The 18,687-nt window shown below is 61.2% G+C and carries 15 protein-coding genes and 5 tRNA genes; 2 read left to right on the top strand and 18 right to left on the bottom strand.

The window, feature by feature from the left end:
• The 3 genes from PFU01S_RS04815 to phnN all read right to left on the bottom strand — a co-directional run bounded on the left by PFU01S_RS04815 (nucleotide 1) and on the right by phnN (nucleotide 1,981).
• Nucleotides 1-999: a sensor domain-containing diguanylate cyclase gene (locus tag PFU01S_RS04815; protein ID WP_028688021.1), complete on the bottom strand. Its 999-nt coding sequence runs from the start codon at nucleotides 997-999 to the stop codon at nucleotides 1-3.
• A 201-nt stretch (nucleotides 1,000-1,200) separates the two neighbouring features.
• Nucleotides 1,201-1,277 (bottom strand) — tRNA-Arg (locus PFU01S_RS04810).
• A gap of 110 nt (nucleotides 1,278-1,387) precedes the next feature.
• A complete protein-coding gene (gene phnN / locus PFU01S_RS04805; RefSeq protein ID WP_028688022.1) occupies nucleotides 1,388-1,981 on the bottom strand; it encodes a phosphonate metabolism protein/1,5-bisphosphokinase (PRPP-forming) PhnN in 594 nt (197 codons plus the stop codon).
• Between the two features lie 343 nt (nucleotides 1,982-2,324).
• Between phnN and PFU01S_RS04800 the strand changes: the two genes are divergently transcribed.
• Complete coding sequence (locus tag PFU01S_RS04800) at nucleotides 2,325-2,651, top strand: Arc family DNA-binding protein (RefSeq protein ID WP_027915923.1); 327 nt, start codon at nucleotides 2,325-2,327, stop codon at nucleotides 2,649-2,651.
• A gap of 130 nt (nucleotides 2,652-2,781) precedes the next feature.
• Here PFU01S_RS04800 and mgtE read toward each other — a convergent pair whose 3' ends face one another.
• The 8 genes from mgtE to alaS all read right to left on the bottom strand — a co-directional run bounded on the left by mgtE (nucleotide 2,782) and on the right by alaS (nucleotide 9,606).
• On the bottom strand, nucleotides 2,782-4,224 hold the full coding sequence (mgtE, locus tag PFU01S_RS04795; RefSeq protein WP_023533822.1) for a magnesium transporter: 1,443 nt from the start codon (nucleotides 4,222-4,224) through the stop codon (nucleotides 2,782-2,784).
• Between the two features lie 408 nt (nucleotides 4,225-4,632).
• Nucleotides 4,633-4,709 (bottom strand) — tRNA-Arg (locus PFU01S_RS04790).
• 69 nt (nucleotides 4,710-4,778) lie between these two features.
• A tRNA-Arg gene (locus tag PFU01S_RS04785) sits at nucleotides 4,779-4,855 on the bottom strand.
• 70 nt (nucleotides 4,856-4,925) lie between these two features.
• Nucleotides 4,926-5,002, bottom strand: a tRNA-Arg gene (locus PFU01S_RS04780).
• A gap of 106 nt (nucleotides 5,003-5,108) precedes the next feature.
• A tRNA-Ser gene (locus PFU01S_RS04775) sits at nucleotides 5,109-5,199 on the bottom strand.
• 72 nt (nucleotides 5,200-5,271) lie between these two features.
• Nucleotides 5,272-5,460, bottom strand: a complete 189-nt coding sequence (csrA, locus tag PFU01S_RS04770) for a carbon storage regulator CsrA (RefSeq protein WP_023533771.1) — start codon at nucleotides 5,458-5,460, stop codon at nucleotides 5,272-5,274.
• Nucleotides 5,461-5,627: 167 nt separating this feature from the next.
• Nucleotides 5,628-6,863 (bottom strand): aspartate kinase, encoded by a 1,236-nt coding sequence (locus PFU01S_RS04765; RefSeq protein WP_023533761.1) that lies wholly within the window; start codon nucleotides 6,861-6,863, stop codon nucleotides 5,628-5,630.
• A gap of 118 nt (nucleotides 6,864-6,981) precedes the next feature.
• Nucleotides 6,982-9,606: an alanine--tRNA ligase gene (gene alaS / locus PFU01S_RS04760; protein WP_028688023.1), complete on the bottom strand. Its 2,625-nt coding sequence runs from the start codon at nucleotides 9,604-9,606 to the stop codon at nucleotides 6,982-6,984.
• Nucleotides 9,607-10,001: 395 nt separating this feature from the next.
• On the opposite strand from alaS, the gene PFU01S_RS04755 reads away from it, so the two are divergent.
• Nucleotides 10,002-10,835, top strand: coding sequence for a hypothetical protein (locus tag PFU01S_RS04755; RefSeq protein WP_028688024.1), 834 nt, complete (start codon nucleotides 10,002-10,004; stop codon nucleotides 10,833-10,835).
• A 3-nt stretch (nucleotides 10,836-10,838) separates the two neighbouring features.
• Here PFU01S_RS04755 and astE read toward each other — a convergent pair whose 3' ends face one another.
• The 7 genes from astE to PFU01S_RS04720 form a co-directional block, all read right to left on the bottom strand.
• Entirely contained in the window at nucleotides 10,839-11,846 is a 1,008-nt protein-coding gene (gene astE, locus PFU01S_RS04750) for a succinylglutamate desuccinylase (protein ID WP_028688025.1), read from the bottom strand.
• Nucleotides 11,847-11,857: 11 nt separating this feature from the next.
• The gene (locus PFU01S_RS04745) at nucleotides 11,858-12,148 is read right to left on the bottom strand and encodes a type IIA topoisomerase (DNA gyrase/topo II, topoisomerase IV), A subunit (protein WP_023533754.1); all 291 of its coding nucleotides are present in this window, start codon (nucleotides 12,146-12,148) and stop codon (nucleotides 11,858-11,860) included.
• 13 nt (nucleotides 12,149-12,161) lie between these two features.
• Nucleotides 12,162-13,511: an N-succinylarginine dihydrolase gene (gene astB / locus PFU01S_RS04740; RefSeq protein ID WP_027915918.1), complete on the bottom strand. Its 1,350-nt coding sequence runs from the start codon at nucleotides 13,509-13,511 to the stop codon at nucleotides 12,162-12,164.
• A 20-nt stretch (nucleotides 13,512-13,531) separates the two neighbouring features.
• The gene (astD, locus tag PFU01S_RS04735; RefSeq protein ID WP_028688026.1) at nucleotides 13,532-14,995 is read right to left on the bottom strand and encodes a succinylglutamate-semialdehyde dehydrogenase; all 1,464 of its coding nucleotides are present in this window, start codon (nucleotides 14,993-14,995) and stop codon (nucleotides 13,532-13,534) included.
• A complete protein-coding gene (astA, locus tag PFU01S_RS04730) occupies nucleotides 14,996-16,024 on the bottom strand; it encodes an arginine N-succinyltransferase (protein WP_023533743.1) in 1,029 nt (342 codons plus the stop codon). It abuts the gene before it with no gap.
• Between the two features lie 69 nt (nucleotides 16,025-16,093).
• Nucleotides 16,094-17,113 (bottom strand): arginine/ornithine succinyltransferase subunit alpha, encoded by a 1,020-nt coding sequence (aruF, locus tag PFU01S_RS04725; RefSeq protein ID WP_027915916.1) that lies wholly within the window; start codon nucleotides 17,111-17,113, stop codon nucleotides 16,094-16,096.
• A gap of 129 nt (nucleotides 17,114-17,242) precedes the next feature.
• On the bottom strand, nucleotides 17,243-18,463 hold the full coding sequence (locus PFU01S_RS04720) for an aspartate aminotransferase family protein (RefSeq protein WP_028688027.1): 1,221 nt from the start codon (nucleotides 18,461-18,463) through the stop codon (nucleotides 17,243-17,245).
• Nucleotides 18,464-18,687: the final 224 nt, after the last annotated feature.

The following is an 18,687-nucleotide window of genomic DNA, read 5'->3' as shown; positions in this document are numbered from 1 at the left end:
TCATTGGGCGACGGCGTTCTTGCCTGCGCCCTTTGCCCGGTAAAGCGCCTGATCGGCGCGCGCCAGCAGACTGTGCGGGTCGTCGTCTTCGCGCCACTGCACCACGCCGTAGCTCAAGGTCAATCGACACTCGCCAATGGGCTCCAACTGCGCTACCACCTCGCGCAGTTGTTCGGCGCAGGCGCAGGCTTGCTCCAGGCTCGTCTGGGCCAGGACCAGGACAAATTCATCACCCCCCCAACGCGCCAGCAAGTCGGTAGTGCGCTGGCGTGAGCGCAATGCCTCGGCTACGCGAACCAAGGCGGCGTCCCCCTGCGCATGGCCGTATTGGTCGTTGATAGGCTTGAAGTCATCCATGTCCATGGCGATGATCGACAGCGGCTGGCGAAAGCGCTGAGCCCGCTCGCACTCCTGCTTGAGCACATTCTCCAACCGATAGCGGTTGGCGATGCGCGTCAGGGAATCACGCTCGGCAAGCTCGCGGTTTTCGTCCAGTTGGCGCTGGAGCTGCTCGTTCACCCAGGACAATTCGCGCGTGCGCTCGGCGACCAGGCATTCCAGCGATTGGTTGCGCCGCTCAAGCTGCGCCAGTTGCCGCTTGCCGCTGTCGATGTTGCGATGGGCACCCAGCATGCGTGCCACCGAGCCGTCCGGATTGCGTGCAATGACGTACCCACTGTCCTCGACCCACAGGTAGCTGCCGTCGGCGCAGCGGCACCGGTACTCGACCAGGTAACGCTCGTTGCGCTGATGGATGTAGGCATCGAAGTGGGCCATGACACGCTGGAAATCGTCGGGGTGGATCAACCGCTCCCAGGTCAATACCGAGTTTTCCTGCGAGTGAGGCCCATAGCCAAGCATGAGGTACCAGCCAGGATTGCGATAGACATAACCCGTGTTGGCATCCCAGTCCCAAATACCGTCGCTGATCAGGTCATAGAGCGTGTGCAGCTGCTCCTGGGTAAAGCCCGTGGGCACGGGGGTGACGTGCTGGTTCATGCAAACTCCTGGATAACCAGCAACTGCGCCCCAGTCCAAGGGCTGCTGAAGGTGGACAGAGACGGCGCGCGCCCAGTGAGGGTGGCCTTTGACGGGGCAAGCATAGGGGTACGGGCGTAGGGCTGAAATACGTCTTAAGGCGTAGATTTGTAACGGGCGATTGGCGCAGGAGAACGGAGTGCTGGAGGCACTGGGGAGAAATGGCGTCCCAGGCAGGATTTGAACCTGCAACCTTCCCCTTAGGAGGGGGATGCTCTATCCAATTGAGCTACTGAGACACAACAACTGGCAGCAGGCGCTGCTCAGCGGGACGGCGTGCATGTTAACCAGCGTGTCGCCGTTTGTCATGTGTTGGAGTGCCATTTGAGCGTAATCCTTTTCCGCAGCCCTAGTTAGCCTGGATAACGCCCTCTTCTCGCAACACGCCCAGCAAGGCCTCCACTGCCGTGGACAGCGTAGTCGAGTTGTCCACCGTTCGTACGCCATCGTCGGCCGCATCACTCAAGCTGACATGCCGAGCCAGGCGCTGGTCGATCTCGGCTTGAGTCTCCCGGCCGCGGGCCTGCAGGCGTTGACGCAGGATATCGAGACTGACGTCCACACGGATGGCCAGCAAGTCAGGGTAGCGGATACGCGCCTGAGCCAGGTGACCGCGCGAGCCGTTTACCAGCACCGACCTGCCCTGCGCTAGCCACTCGTCTATCTGCCGGGGGATACCGTACTGCAACCCATTGGCCTGCCAATGCATGGCGAATGCGCCTTGCAGCTTCATTCGTTCGAACTGCTCGGCATCGACGCCTACTGCGGCCTCCCCTTTGGCCTCAGGCGAGCGTGTGATGACTCGACGGGCGATTTCGACACGCGCTGCCGCCAGCTCCGGTCGGGCAGCGTCGATCAATGAGTCTTTGCCCGCGCCAGACGGTCCGATCAACAGAATCAGCTTGCCTCTAGGCGGCGAAACGCAGCTTGCATCATGGTGCATTGCCACTATGCTCTCTGGTTAAGAACCTGTGCGTTTGACGCTACTTTCGGCGCAGGTTTCAGGTTTTTTGCAGGATTCGCGGGGATACGTCTGACGTGAGGCCGCTATTGGACATGGGAAAATTTTAACCAGTGCTCATTTCTGATAATTGGTACTGGCATAAAGTCTTTATGAAGATCACTATTTGTCACAGAATTGACGCCAAGGAAACGGCAGCATTGAGGCAAGATGAGCGTCCATCTGCACAACCGGTTGAACATTTTGGCGATAAGGCGGTCGTATTTCCACCCCGCGCGGCCAATTTGAGAACCGCTTCCCCTGAACCAAAATCTGGTCAATTTATATGCGCCCAATGAAACAGGCTATTTATTCGAGCCGCACTGCTGACAAGTTCGTCGTTCGCCTGCCAGACGGGATGCGTGAGCGCATCGCCGAGGTAGCACGCAACCACCACCGCAGCATGAACTCGGAGATCATTGCACGCCTGGAGCAGAGCCTTATCCAGGAAGGTGCCCTGGGTGAGGAATTGAGCATGCGCCTGGACAGCCCTGAACTGTCGTTGCACGAACGCGAACTGCTGCAACGCTTCCGCCAGCTCTCCCATCGCCAGCAGAATGCGCTGGTTGCCCTGATTGCCCATGACGTGGAAATGGCCGCCGACGCTTCCTGACGCAAACCTTTGCTGTCACCCACAAAAAAGCCAGCTGATGCTGGCTTTTTTGTTTTAAGGGGTAGCCGCTTATCTGCCATCTATCACCCAGGCAGGCCAGGCGTTACGCAAGGCGTAACGCCCCGAGCCGTTAGAGCAGGAACACCGTGGCGAGCCCCAGGAAGATAAAGAAGCCGCCGCTGTCGGTGACTGCGGTGATCATCACGCTCGACCCCATTGCCGGGTCGCGCCCCAGCCGCGTCAAGGTCATCGGTATCAACACGCCCATCAGGGCCGCGAGCAGCAGGTTCAAGGTCATCGCGGCTGTCATTACCAGGCCCAGCGACCAGCTGCCATAGAGCCAGAAGGCCACGGCACCGATGACGCCACCCCATATCAATCCGTTGATCAAGGACACCGCCAGCTCTTTGCGCATCAGGCGCGAGGTATTACCGGGAGATACCTGGTCAAGGGCCATGGCGCGCACAATCATGGTGATGGTCTGGTTGCCGGAGTTGCCACCGATGCCCGCCACGATCGGCATCAGCGCAGCCAGGGCAACCAGCTTCTCGATGGACCCTTCGAACAAGCCGATCACCCGGGATGCGACGAAAGCGGTGATCAGGTTCACGGCCAGCCACGCCCAACGGTTGCGCAGCGAACGCCAAACCGACGCGAAGATGTCCTCTTCTTCGCGCAGACCGGCCATGTTTAGCACTTCGCTCTCACTCTCTTCGCGAATCAGGTCGACCATTTCGTCGATGGTCAGACGACCGATGAGCCGATCGCTCTTGTCCACGACCGGTGCCGATACGAGGTCATAGCGCTCGAAGGCCTGGGCTGCGTCGTAGGCGTCTTCATCGGGGTGGAAGGACACAGGATCGGTGGCCATCACGTCGGCCACTTGCTTGTCTGGGTCGTTGACCAGCAGGCGCTTGATCGGCAACACACCCTTGAGAATGCCATCGTGATCGACCACGAACAGCTTGTCGGTGTGGTTGGGCAATTCCTTGAGACGGCGCAGGTAACGCAATACCACTTCCAAGCTGACGTCTTCACGGATGGTCACCATCTCGAAGTCCATCAGCGCGCCGACTTGTTCCTCGTCATAGCTCAGCGCAGAGCGTACGCGCTCGCGTTGCTGGGCATCGAGGGTTTCCATCAGCTCGTGGACCACATCCCGTGGCAACTCAGGTGCCAGGTCGGCCAGCTCGTCGGCGTCCATTTCCTTGGCGGCAGCCAGCAGCTCGTGATCGTCCATGTCGGCGATCAACGACTGGCGCACGGCGTCTGACACTTCAAGCAGAATGTCGCCGTCACGATCCGAGCGCACCAGCTGCCAGACCGTCAGGCGGTCTTCGAGGGGCAAGGCTTCGAGGATGTAGGCGATATCGGCGGGGTGCAGGTCATCGAGCTTGCGCTGCAACTCGACGAGATTCTGCCGGTGGACGAGGTTTTCTACCAGGTCGTTGTGCGCACCCTCCTGGCGGTGGGTGACATCTTCGACCAGGCGCTGGCGCTGAAGCAGGTCAACGACCTGGGACAGGCGGTCCTGAAGGCTTTCTTGCGCTTTCTTTACTTCTACTTCAGTCATAGGCGAACTCCACTCCCAGCCGCGGAGCACGCCGGGGGAATCAATCGATTAGATCTATCTGTACGAAACGGTTTGGGGAGTAACTACTGGGTAAGTCCATGGTGGTAATCCACAAGCCCCGGCGGGGCTGACGGGCGCAATCATACACTGCTCAAGCTGACAGATCGCTTAAATTTTTGGCTATAACAATCGTTTGCGCGTCATTGCTCTGACAACGCATGAAACCATCGGTGCAATGGCATTGCGCGAGCTGGGTGTGCGCCCTGCCAAGGGCTTGGCATGCAGGCACAGAGCGCCTTAGCCGTATGTAAAACGTAGGGCGTAGGGCGTAGGGCGTATAAGCGATTGGGAGTACAAACCCTGGAAAAACAAAAAGCCCGCTCAATGAGCGGGCTTCCTGTTTGGGTATGGCGGACTCAGCAGGATTCGAACCTGCGACCGCTCGGTTCGTAGCCGAGTACTCTATCCAGCTGAGCTATGAGTCCGTTTGGTAGTTTTAGACCAGATTACCACTGGTTTTTGAAGCAGCCTTGATAACAAAACCACTTCGAAAGTGGCGGACTCAGCAGGATTCGAACCTGCGACCGCTCGGTTCGTAGCCGAGTACTCTATCCAGCTGAGCTATGAGTCCGTTTGGTAGTTTTAGACCAGGTTACCACTGGTTTCTTGAAACAGCCTTGATAACAAAGCCACTTCAAAAGTGGCGGACTCAGCAGGATTCGAACCTGCGACCGCTCGGTTCGTAGCCGAGTACTCTATCCAGCTGAGCTATGAGTCCGTGTCTTGCCGCGCATTATAGGTTGCTGAAACATTTTTGCAAGAACTTTTTCGTTTAAAATCAACTACTTAGCGTTCTTACAACTTACAGCAACCTAAGCGAATAATGGCGGTGAAGGGGGGATTCGAACCCCCGATACCCTTATGAGGTATACTCCCTTAGCAGGGGAGCGCCTTCGGCCACTCGGCCACCTCACCGCAACACGAGGCGAATATTAAACAGGTTCTTCCTCGTCTGCAACCCTTTTTTTGAAAAAAACTTCAAAAGAATTAAAGGCTTGGCTCCTCGTCCTTCTCGTTCTTGATCCGCAGGTAGATTTCCTCGCGGTGAACAGCCACTTCTTTTGGCGCGCTGACGCCGATACGTACCTGGTTGCCTTTGACGCCGAGCACCGTCACGGTGATCTCGCCATCGCCAATGATCAGGCTCTCCGCACAGCGACGAGTCAGAATCAACATAGCTTTCTCCTTACGCAAAACATTCAGGGGTAACAGTCTTTTGGGTTTTCAGCCCAGTCGTGGACGCCGACATGGGCTGTAATGCTTAATACACAGGCCTGGACGGAGCCTGCGCAACGAGCAGAAACGCGAAGGGCGCGGCAAGCCGCGCCCTCCCAGGCAGGGCCTTACTCGCTCTGTCGAGCCGGGGCGTCGAGCTCGAAGGCGGTGTGCAGGGCGCGCACCGCCAGTTCCAGGTACTTCTCCTCGATCACGACCGATACCTTGATCTCAGAGGTGGAGATCATCTGGATGTTGATGCTCTCTTTGGCCAGCGCTTCGAACATGCGGCTTGCAACGCCGGCGTGCGAACGCATGCCCACACCGACGATGGAAACCTTGGCGATCTTGGTATCACCGATCACTTCGCGGGCACCGATCTCGCGCGCGGTGTTCTGCAGCACGCTCTGGGCCTTCTCGTATTCGTTGTGCTGTACGGTGAAGGTGAAATCGGTGGTGTTATCGTGCGCCACGTTCTGCACGATCATGTCCACTTCGATGTTCGATGCACTGATCGGGCCGAGAATCTTGAACGCCACGCCCGGATTGTCCGGTACGCCGCGGATGGTCAGCTTGGCTTCATCACGGTTGAAGGCGATACCGGAAATGATCGGCTGTTCCATGGATTCCTCTTCATCGATGGTAATGAGGGTACCCGGACCCTCCTTGAAGCTGTGCAGCACGCGCAGCGGGACGTTGTACTTGCCGGCGAATTCCACCGAGCGGATCTGCAGCACCTTGGAACCGAGGCTGGCCATTTCCAGCATCTCTTCGAAGGTGATCTTCTCCAGGCGTCGTGCCAGCGGCACGACGCGAGGGTCAGTGGTATAGACGCCATCGACATCGGTGTAGATCTGGCATTCCTGCGCCTTGAGCGCAGCGGCCAGGGCAACACCCGTAGTGTCGGAGCCACCTCGGCCAAGGGTGGTGATATTGCCGTGCTCATCAACACCCTGAAAGCCCGCCACCACTACCACGCGCCCGGCCTTGAGGTCAGCGCGGATTTTCTGGTCATCAATTTGCAGGATGCGCGCCTTGTTGTGCGCACTGTCGGTCAGGATGCGCACCTGGTTGCCGGTGTACGACACGGCAGGTACACCGCGCTTGGTCAATGCCATGGCCAACAGCGCGATGGTGACCTGCTCGCCCGTGGACACGATCACATCCAGTTCGCGCGGAACCGGATGCTCGCTGATCTGCTTGGCCAGGTCGATCAGTCTATTGGTTTCGCCGCTCATGGCAGACAGCACGACCACCAGGTCGTCGCCTGCCTCACGGTGCTTCTTGACCTTGTCGGCTACCTGCTCGATCCGCTCGATGGAACCGACAGAGGTGCCGCCAAATTTCTGTACGATCAACGCCATTTCAATGGTGCCTCAGCCCATACAGGGCCCCAAAAAACAATCCAACCTGAAGGGCAGGAAAACTCACCCCAGCAGGGCCATGAACGCCAATCGCGCTCAAGCCACCCTGCCCTTCATCTCAAAGTCCCTGCTCTGCGAACGGCACGGCAAGCGCCAGGGCCTGATCCAGGGCCGCGACGTCGACGCCGCCCCCCTGCGCCATGTCCGGACGCCCGCCGCCCTTGCCACCCACTGCCGCAGCGGCTTGCTTCATCAGATCGCCAGCCTTGAGTTGGCTGGAGAGGTCTTTGGTCACGCCGGCCACCAGCACGACCTTGCCCTCATGCTCGCTGCCCAGCAGGATCACTGCATGGCCGAGCTTGTTCTTAAGCTGATCGACCAGGGCGAGCAAGGCCTTGCCATCCTGCCCGTCTACACGGGCGGCAAGCACCTTGGCACCCTTGACCGCCACAGCCGCGTTGGAGAGATCATCCCCGGCGGCACTGGCGGCCTTGGCCTGCAGCTGCTCGAGCTGCTTCTCCAGCTGGCGGTTGCGCTCGAGCACAGCCGACAGCTTGTCGATCAGGTTGTCGCGGTTACCTTTGACCAGCTGCGCAGCTTCCTTGACCTGCTCCTCGGCAGCGTTCAAATATGCCAGCGCAGCGGCACCGGTCACGGCCTCGATACGACGCACGCCCGACGCCACGCCGCCTTCGCTGATGATCTTGAAGACACTGATGTCGCCTGTGCGCTTGGCATGAATGCCCCCGCACAGCTCCACCGAAAAGTCGCCACCCATGGTCAGCACGCGCACCGTATCGCCGTATTTCTCGCCGAACAGGGCCATGGCACCCTTGGCTTTGGCCGTCTCGATGTCGGTCAACTCGGTTTGCACAGGCGTGTTGCGGCGCACTTCGCGGTTGACGATGTCTTCCAGCGCCTTCAGTTGCTCAGGCTTCACCGCTTCGAAGTGGCTGAAGTCGAAGCGCAGGCGTTGGCTGTCCACCAGCGAGCCTTTCTGCTGCACATGCTCGCCCAGCACCTGGCGCAAGGCTTCATGCAGCAGGTGGGTCGCCGAGTGATTCAGGGCGGTGGCGTGCTGCACGTCGGCATCGACCTTGGTCTGTACCGGAGAGCCTACGACCAGCGCACCGGTGGCGACCACACCGTGATGCAGAAAGGCGCCACCGGTCTTGGTGGTGTCCCGCACGTCGAAGCGCGCCGAACCTGCCTGGATGTAACCGGAGTCGCCCACCTGGCCACCGGACTCGGCGTAGAACGGGGTGCGATCGAGCACGATCACACCTTCCTGGCCTTCGCCCAGTTGGTCCACAGGCTGGCCATCGTGGTACAGCGCGATGATCCTGGCCGAGGCTTCGGTGGCCTCATAACCCAGGAACTCGGTCGCACTGTCGACCTTGACCAGGCTGTTGTAGTCCATGCCGAACGCGCTGGCAGAGCGTGCACGTTCGCGCTGGGCTTCCATTTCACGCTCGAAACCGGCCTCGTCGATGGTGAGCTCGCGCTCACGGGCGATGTCGGCCGTCAGGTCCATGGGGAAGCCGTAGGTGTCATAGAGCTTGAACACCACATCGCCCGGCACCACGCTGCCCTGCAACTGGGCCAGGTCCTGCTCGAGGATCCGCAGACCCTGCTCAAGTGTCTTGGCGAACTGTTCTTCTTCGGCCTTGAGCACACGTTCGATGTGCGCCTGCTGGCTACCCAACTCCGGGAACGCTTCACCCATCTCGGCGACCAGCGCGGCGACGATCTGGTAGAAGAAGCTGCCCTTGGCGCCCAGCTTGTTGCCGTGACGGCAAGCACGACGAATGATGCGGCGCAGCACATAGCCACGGCCTTCGTTCGAAGGCAACACGCCGTCGGCAATCAGGAAGCCGCAGGAGCGGATGTGGTCGGCCACCACTTTCAGCGAGGCCTGCCCCTCGTTGGTGCAACCGATGGCCGTGGCCGCCGCTGACAGCAGGTTCTGGAACAGGTCGATCTCGTAGTTCGAATGCACGTGCTGCAGCACGGCGCTGATGCGCTCCAGGCCCATGCCGGTATCGACCGACGGCGCCGGCAGCGGGTGCAGCACGCCGTCGGCGGTACGGTTGAACTGCATGAACACGTTGTTCCAGATCTCGATGTAACGGTCGCCGTCTTCTTCGGGCGACCCGGGCGGGCCACCCCAGATGTCTGCGCCGTGGTCATAGAAGATCTCGGTGCACGGCCCGCATGGGCCTGTGTCGCCCATGGTCCAGAAGTTGTCCGACGCGTAGGGTGCGCCCTTGTTGTCGCCGATGCGGACCATGCGCTCGGCCGGCACGCCCACTTCCTTGGTCCAGATATCGTAGGCTTCGTCGTCGGTGGCATAGACCGTGACCCAGAGCTTGTCCTTGGGCAGGTTCAGCCACTTCTCCGACGTCAGAAAGGTCCAGGCGAAGGTGATGGCGTCGCGCTTGAAATAATCACCGAAGCTGAAGTTGCCCAGCATTTCGAAGAAGGTATGGTGACGTGCGGTGTAACCGACGTTTTCCAGGTCATTGTGCTTGCCACCGGCGCGCACGCACTTCTGGCTGCTGACAGCACGGGTATAGGCGCGCTTCTCCGCTCCGAGGAAACAGTCCTTGAACTGGTTCATGCCGGCATTGGTGAACAACAGGGTCGGGTCGTTGTTCGGAATCAGCGAACTGGACGCGACTCGGGTATGCCCCTGTTCTTCGAAGAAGCGAAGGAAGGCTTCACGGATTTCTGCGCTTTTCATAGGATCTTCCACGGAAACGGCGGCCCATCAGGGCAAAGCGTCGACGAAACGACGGCAAAGGGCCGCATTATATCGGGCCTGCAGGCTTGGTGCAGTGAGTTTGTGCTATTGAAATGGCCGAATCGGCTATTGGCAGCGTCAAACGCATCAATCATTCATCACGCCTGATGCTAAATCCCCGGCTTCCCAACTGGCAACTCCTGAAACCGTTGCCTGCAACCGGTATCCCCGACAGGCGGCCTGAGCCCCGGGAATCAGCGTCCTGGCAGAATTAGCCACGCACCCCTGCGCATCACCGGCTCATTGAATACAGCGTCGGCCAAGCCTAAATAACTACCGCACCCAGCAAGCCCGGCAGCCTTAGCGTGAATGCTCTTGAACAGGAGATCATGCCCATGACTGCAGTAACCCAAACCGTCAATATCGACGGCGGCGACAATAGTGAGCGCTTGAGCTTCGGGGAACTGGACGAAGCGTTAGCCTACGACACTACAGACGGCGAAGAACGTCTGGGGTCTCGCGTCTATTTTGATTACGAGCTGTACAAACTCTATTCGGCTGGCCAGCTCAACATCCAACGAAGGGTGATCGAGGCATTCGACGACAACGTGAAGGTAGGCACCGTCGATGAAATCCAGGTCTGGCTCGATACGGTGAATGTTAGCCTGAACCAGGAATGCGGCCTGGATCTGGAAATAGACGGCGTGCCGCTGAGACTGAACAGGTCCACACCCGATCAGCGTGTGCATCTGCTGTTCAGTGGCCAGGAGATTCCAGTGGGGCTGGCCGATAATGCCGACGGCACACTGCGCGTGGATGCCAATGCCAGCGCTGATGCGCGGTTCGAAACCACTGCCATCGACCACCTGTTCATCTACGGCACACCGCAGTTCCAGAACCGGGTGTATGAGCAGCTCGCACTGCTGTCGGGTTACCCAGAGTTGAAGAGGGCATTGGATGCTGCCCGCCAGGGCTATGCCGATGTGCCCGACATCGTGCTCATGCAATGCCATGCAGGCCCGGCGCAGCAGGGACCAGGCTTCGACCTGAGCCGCGTCATCCCAGCCAGATACGCCCATTTGCTACCCGGTGCTTACACCGCTGTACTGTACGACCCTTACCAAGCCAAGGGCCTGGACGGCCTGACTGCACTTGCCAGGCTGCTGCAGGACGCATACGAAGCCTTGACCCCAAGCGTACTGGTACCGGCTCTGGATATCGACATCTAGGGCTCAGGCCAGGCTTTCACCGTCATCAGGTACTACGATGATGCCCGCCCTGAGGCCATTGCGAACCTTGGGGTTGGGGAAGATGATCCGTGCGCCCTCCTCTTCGATCACCCAGCGCACGCCGGCAAGGTCATCGGCCAGCAGGTAGCCCTTGTTCAGCGGGGAGAAATTCTGGATGTCTGCTGGCAGGTGCAAGCGGAAACCATCGCTGTGCTTGATGACCTCACGCGCCACGCTGAACAACTGCAACCCCTCAAGCGACACGTCGTCATCGGGCTCGGTGGCTTGAAGGATGCGCACTAGCCGGGCTTCGAGCTTGTCGAGATTCACCGCGTCGTTCTGGCCAAAGGGGCGGGCCTTGCCCAGCTCAAGGGTAAAGGCCTCGGCGTCGAGCTGCTCGTAGGTAAACGCACTGAACGTGATTGAAGGCTTGCACTGCAGCAGTACCGCCTCCATGCCCGCTGCTGCCAGGCGGGCCAGTTCGCGCCGGGAATGCGCACGTCCTTGCTTGAAGGGATACAGCGCGAACTGCTCGATCCTGGAGCCTCGAATGGCCGTGTGCAGGTCGTAGTGCAGGCGACTACGCCCAGGCTTGCTGAAGAAGACCCGTGCGAACTGTTCGAGCTCCGCAGCGCGCAACGCCTCCGGCCCGCTGGACTGCTCGTGGCGGCCATTGAACAGGCGGTTGATGTCCTGTTCGATGAACCGCTCACCCTTGATGATGGCCGCCGGGTTGCCGAACAGGAACAGCACGCGCGCCCTGGGCACGATATCCCCGCGCGCAACGCCATGCAGCAAACGTTCGAGCAACTCGATCGGGGCCGTCTCGTTGCCGTGGATACCTGCAGACAGCAACAGGTCCAGGCCGCAGTCGTCAGCGGCGCTGGGGCTCACTTCCAGGGCACCCTGCCCCAGCCAGCGAAGGCGCACGCCCCTGGACGTCACTTGGGTCTTCTCGGCCGGTTCATGGCCGGTGAGGGTCAGCTCAAGCAGTTTGCCAAGGGCGAGCATGGCGGGCGTCCTCAGTGATGGTGGCCGCAGTCCGGGCCGTGAACGTGGTCGTCGTCTTCGCCCACGTCGGCCGGCTCCATTTCCAGTTGCAGGCTGACCAGGTTGGTCGCCAGGGGGCGCAGCAGCAGGTTGGCATACTCGGCATCGCCCTCCTCCACATCCACCCCGATCAGCAGTTGGCCACGGCCGTCCTGCTGGATCCATACTTCCTTGCCTTGCCACATCACGGCAAAGCGCGTGCACGAAGTTTCCAGCTGAGTGCCGTCTTCATCTTCCAGGATCAGGCGCAGGGCGTCGGTCATTGCAATTCTCTCTTCAAGGTTGGCGTTGGAACGGGTATACCGAGCCCAACTTGAGTATCTGGGTCAATTCGTCCAGTGCCGTACGGCACTCCTGCAACAACAGAGGATCGGCCAGGTCAGCGTCGACCAGACGGTCGCGGTAGTGCCGATCGACCCACTGCAGCAGTGTCTCGTACAACGGGGCGCTCATGATAACGCCTTGGTTCACCGCCGCCAGTTCCGTTTCGTTCAAGGCCACGCGAAGGCGCAGGCAAGCCGGCCCGCCGCCGTTTTGCATGCTCTGCTTGAGGTCGAACACCTGCACCTCCCGCACCGCCGTGCCCAGGCGGGTAAGCTGCTGCAGATACGCCCAGACCCGCTCATTGTTGCGGCACTCTTCCGGCACCACCAGCAGCATCGACCCATCGTCGCGGCTGAGCAACTGGCTATTGAACAGGTAGGAGCGCACGGCATCTTCTACCGATACGGTGGCACGCGGCACGCAAATGGCCTGCAACTCACCGCCCTTGGCGGCCAGCTTGATGCGAAGCTCGGTGAGCACGGCCTCGGTGTCGAGAAACGCATCCTCATGGTAGAACAGCACCTCCCCATTACCGACCGCGATCACATCGTTGTGAAACACACCTTGATCGATCACAGCGGGGTTCTGCTGAGCATAGACCACCGCGTCGGCGCTGAGCCCGTGCAGGCGGGCCACGGCCTGGGACGCCTCGAGGGTCTGGCGGGCTGGGTACTTCTGCGGAGCGGGGTAACGGTTGTCGAAGGCACTGCGGCCATAGACGAAAAATTCGACCCCAGCCTGCCCATAATCGTGGCAGAACCGCGTGTGGTTCGCGGCGCCCTCATCGCCGAATTGGGCGACGCCCGGCAAGGCGGGATGGTGGCTGAAATGCGCCTCGTCCCTGAACATCGCTGCCAGCACGCGGCTGGTGGTGGGGTGCTCGATACTGCGATGGTATTTGCAGTTGAGGTTGGCGGCAGTGAAGTGCACCCGACCATCGGCCGTGTCGGCGCTGGGGCTGACTGTCGCGGCGTTGGCCACCCACATGCTCGACGCTGAGCAACTGGCCACCAGCAACGGCATGGCCTCCCGTGCGGCGCGCTGGATCACCTGGGCATCGGTGCCGGCGAAGCCAAGCTGGCGCAGTGCGGCCACATCGGGGCGCTCCTGAGGCGCCAGCACCCCTTGCTGGAAGCCAAGGTCGGCCAGCGCCTTCATCTTCGCCAGCCCCTGGCGCGCCGCTTCGCGCGGGTTGGACCCCTGGTGGCTGTTACTTTGAGAGGCCACGTTGCCGTAGGACAGGCCACCGTAGTTGTGGGTGGGCCCCACCAGGCCGTCAAAATTCACTTCGTATGCTTTCATCGGCAAGGCTCCGACCATCGTTATAGTGTGACGCCCGGCGCCAGGGTTGCCGGCAAGGTCAGGCCGGTGGCCTCCAGCGACGCGACGGGGTAGGCGCAGTAGTCGGCTGCGTAGTAGGCGCTTGCCCGGTGATTGCCACTGGCGCCCACCCCACCGAACGGCGCGCTGCTGGCAGCGCCGGTAAGCTGGCGGTTCCAGTTGACGATGCCTGCGCGGCTATGGAGCCAGAAATGCTCGTAGCGAGCCTGGGAGTCGCTGAGCAACCCGGCAGCCAGGCCATAGCGGGTGTTGTTGGCTTCGGCAATGGCCGCCTCGAAATCGGGGTAGCGCAGCACCTGCAACAGCGGCCCGAAAAACTCCTCGTCCTTGCGCGGTGCCACGTCCGTGACATCGACGATACCCGGGGTCAGCAAGGCGGCGTCATGCTGCGGCTGCGTCATCTCCAGCAAGCTGACGCCGCCCCCGGTGATCAGCTCGGCCTGGGCGGCCAGCAGCGCGTGCGCCGCCTGCAGGGAAATCACTGAGCCCATGAATGGGGCTGGTTGCTGATCGAAAGCGCCCACGGCCAGGGTGCGGCTCACCTGAACCAGCCGCGCCAGCAACTGATCGCCCCATGGGCCCTGCGGCACCAGCAGTCGGCGCGCGCAGGTGCAGCGCTGGCCGGCCGAAATGAACGCCGACTGAACGATGGTGTAGACCGCAGCGTCGAGGTCCTGGACCTCGTCCACCACCAGCGCATTGTTCCCGCCCATCTCCAGGGCCAGAATCTTGTCGGGGCGGCCGGCGAACTGCTGGTGCAGCAGATGGCCAGTACCACTGGAGCCCGTGAAGAACAAGCCATCGATGCCAGGGTCGGCGGCCAAGGCCACACCCGTGTCACGCCCCCCTTGCACCAGGTTCAACACCCCGGTAGGCAGGCCGGCGGCAATCCAGCAATTGACGGTCAGCTCGGCCACCTTGGGCGTCAGCTCACTGGGCTTGAACACTACGCAGTTGCCAGCCAGCAGCGCCGGGACGATATGCCCGTTCGGCAAATGACCGGGGAAGTTGTAAGGCCCGAATACCGCCACCACGCCATGTGGCTTGTGCCGCAGCACTGCAGTGGCGTCAGCCAGTGGGCCGCTCTTCTCGCCGGTGCGTTCACGGTAGCTCTGCACCGAGATCGCCACCTTGTTGATCATGCTGGTGACTTCGGTAGCCGATTCCCACAAGGGCTTGCCGGTTTCCTCACCAATGCAATAGGCCAGCGCGTCGGCATGCTGTTTTAGCTGCGCGGCAAACTGTTCCAGCACCTCGATGCGCCCCTGCAGGCTCATGTGCGCCCAGGCGGGGAACGCCTGGCGCGCGGCCTGTACGGCAGTCCGCACCTGGCCTGCATCAGCCCCTTGACCTTGCCAGACGGTCGCCTGGCTCACCGGGTTGAGCGATGCCAGGTGCTCGCCGCGCCCTGCTACCCAGTTACCGCCGATGTAATGCGTGGTCATTTACTGGCCCTCCCGGGCGGCCGACAGGGGCACGGCCCGCACGTTGTCGCCTGCACCCATGCGCAGGCGCTTGGCCGTCAGCGGGTCGACCACCAAGGTGCCCGCCGCCAGCCGAGCCGGGGCGGCCGTGATGCGGCAGTCGTCGCGCTTACGGTTGTGGATGATGAAGGGCGTGGCATCCTCACCAGGCGTACCGATGGCCAGTACCAGTGTCTGGCTGTCGCGTACCGCGCGGATGCGGGCCGTGTCGCATTCGATGGCAGGCCCTGCGTCGAAAATGTCCACGTACCCCTGATAGGTGAAGCCTTCCTGCTTGAGCATGGCCAATGCTGGCTCGGTGTCGGCATGCACCCGGCCGATCACGCTGCGCGCCGCTTCGGACAGGAAGCAGGTGTAAAGCGGGAACCTGGGCATCAGCTCGGCGATGAAAGACTTGTTGCCCACACCCGTCAGGTAGTCGGCCTGGCTGAACTCCATCTTGAAGAAGTGGCGCCCCAGGCTTTCCCAGAACGGCGAGCGCCCCTGGGCATCGGACATGCCACGCATCTCCGCCATGATCTTCTGACCGAACAGCTCGGGAAACTCGGCGATGAACAGCATGCGCGCCCGGGACAACAGCCGACCATTGAGCCCTGAGCGGTAGTCATGGCGCAGGAACAGCGAGCACAGCTCGGAATTGCCGGTCAGGTCGTTGGCCAGGAACAGCGTGGGTATCTCGCGGTAGATCTTCAATTCCTGGGACGCACTGACGGTGAGCCCGACGCGGTAGTTGTACCAAGGCTCGCGCAAGCCTACGGCGCCAGCGATTGCACTGATGCCCACGACCAGCCCTTCGTCGTTTTCCAGCACGAAGAGGTAGTCGGTATCACCGCGCTCGGCTTCACCGCGAAAGCTCTTTTCCGCCCACCCTACGCGATGCTCCAGGCGTTCCTCGTTGGCAGGCAGCGTGGTCAGCCCCGTGGTGCCGGTGCTGCGTGCCAATTCGATCAACGCAGGCAGGTCGCTGCTGCGTACAGGACGAACGATCATGCTATCTCCTTGTGCGGCGGCATCAACCGGCGCGAAACTCTGCTAATCCTGCAAGATGACGGTCGGCGCTCAGGCCGCGACTAGCCGCACACTGGCACCCTCGCCCACGCCCAGGGCGTCGGCCACCTCCTGGCTCAGGCTGACGGGCTTGCCAGGTACCCAGTCCAACTCCACCAGCACTGCACGGTAATCTTGCAGCTGGCCATTGCAGACCAGGTACGGCCGCGTGCCGCGGGCCGCCACCGGCTCGACTTTCACGGGCGCCACGCGGCTTTGTGCAATCGAACGAATACCGGAGGTACGGGCATGCAGGGTCGGGCCGCCATCGAAGATGTCGATGTAGTGCTCGGTTTCGAAGCCTTCGCGCATGAGGATGTCGAAGGTGATCTGCGCCCGCGGGTGCACCTGGCCCATGGCTTCCTGCGCAGCGTCAGGCAGCAACGGCACGTAGATAGGGTAATGGGGCATCAGTTCAGCCAGGAACGTGCGGCTTTTGAGGCCGCACAGGCGCTCGGCATCGGCGTAGCTCAAGTCGAAGAAGTTGCGCCCGATGGCGTCCCAGAAAGGCGACTCGCCCTGCTCGTCGCTGAAGCCTACGATTTCCGTCACAACCGACTCGGCGAACCGCTCGGGGTGCGATGCCATGAACAACAGGCGACCCCGGGAATTGAGTTCGGCCCACCCACTGCCCACAAGCTCGGGCAGCACGTAGAAGCTGGTCAGCAAACTGTTGCCGGTCAAATCGTGACACAGCGACAGGACGTGAATCTTGTTGTGGATCTTCAGTTCCCGCGAGGCGTGAACGAAGGTTTCGTTACGAAAACTGTAGAAAGGCTCGGAATAGCCTGCCGAGGCAACGATGGCCGAGCAGCCAGCCAGCTTGCCGGTCTCACTGTCTTCGAGTACGAAGAAGTAGCGTTCCTCGCCGTTGAAGCTCACCTCGGCGGCGAAGGAAGTTTCGGAGGCGGCGATCTTGTCGCCCAGCCGAGCGCTGTCGTCCGGCAACGAGGTGACACCAATGGGGCTGTCCGCAGCCATTCGCTGCACTTCGTTCAGATCAGCCATTTGCGCCGGGCGCATCACCAGCATGGTGTCACTCCTTGGAAAACGCGCTGCCAATGGCGGCGCGTGAAAAAGGCAGGCGCCAGGCGCCTGCGTTGGAATCCGGGCTCACCGGCCGGTGTTGCAACCGGCGCGGCGCCAACCCTGCGAGCCGGCTCAGCCTTGGGTCAAGGTGACCACGGCACGTTCGAAGCGCTGCAGGCCTTCGTCGATGTCGGCATCTTCGACAACTAGGCTAGGGGCAAAGCGCACCACGTCAGGCCCTGCCTGCAACACCATGACGCCTTCTTTCTCGGCGGCATTGAGCACGTCCTTGGCCTTGCCCTGCCAGGCCTCGGAAAGCACACAACCGATCAGCAGGCCCACGCCGCGGACATGACTGAACAGCCCATTGTCACGACCGATCTGCTCCAGACGGGCCTTGAATCGTTCGTGCTTGGCCTTGATGCCCGCCAGGGTCTGCGGGGTGTTGATCACATCCAGCACGGCGCAGGCCACCGCGCAGCCCAGCGGGTTGCCCCCGTAAGTCGTACCGTGGGTGCCGACAGCCAGGTGCTTGGCCAGGTCATTGGTGGTGAGCATGGCGCCAATCGGGAAGCCGCCGCCCAGGCTCTTGGCGCTGGTCAGGATGTCGGGCGTCACGCCGTAGTGCTGGTAGGCGTACAGCGACCCGGTACGACCGACACCGGTCTGTACTTCATCGAATATCAGCAAGGCATTGTGCTGGTCGCACAAGGCGCGCGCGCCTTCCAGATAGGCCTTGTCAGCCGGGACCACACCGCTTTCACCCTGGATCGGCTCGATCACGACAGCGCAGGTCTTGTCGGAAATCTGCGCTTTCAACGCTTCCAGGTCGTTGTAGGGCACGTGGCTGATCCCGGTGATTTTGGGCCCGAAACCATCGGAATATTTTGGCTGACCACCCACGCTCACGGTAAACAACGTGCGGCCGTGGAAGCTGTTGAGCGTTGCGATGATCTCGTGCTTTTCAGGGCCGAAGCGATCATGGGCTACCCGGCGGGCCAACTTGAACGCCGCCTCGTTGGATTCGGCACCGGAATTGCAGAAGAACGCGCGATCGGCAAACGTGGCCTCTACCAGTTTGTGAGCCAGGCGCAGGGCCGGCTCGTTGGTGAAGACGTTGGATACATGCCACAGGGTATTGGCCTGATCGGTCAGTGCCTTGACCAAAGCCGGATGGCAATGACCCAGTGCATTGACGGCGATGCCACCGGCAAAGTCGATCAATTCGCGGCCAGTCTGGTCCCAGACACGGGAGCCCTCGCCTCGCACAGGAATGAAGGCCGCCGGGGAATAGTTGGGGACCATGACCTGATCGAAATCGGCACGTAGCACCGGGGCTTGCTCAACGGACATCTGAGTCTCCTGAAGAGGATCGCTGACCTGAAAGTGGCGAGCGATGGGGGGATTGTAAGGAACGAAGACCGCGTGGCCTTGCGGCCAAGCGACAACTTGTTACAGCGCAAAACCGGCATTCGGGCGGGCTTTCGGCAATGCGACAAACACTGTCGCAATCGCGCAGTGTACGGCAGAGAAGAAGCTGGGTGAACGGGTGTTCACCTAGTTGTGCAGCCCGGCCG

The organism is Pseudomonas fulva NBRC 16637 = DSM 17717 (assembly GCF_000730565.1).
In the GTDB taxonomy this organism is placed as follows: domain Bacteria; phylum Pseudomonadota; class Gammaproteobacteria; order Pseudomonadales; family Pseudomonadaceae; genus Aquipseudomonas; species Aquipseudomonas fulva.
This window is presented reverse-complemented; position numbering and strand designations above follow the sequence as displayed.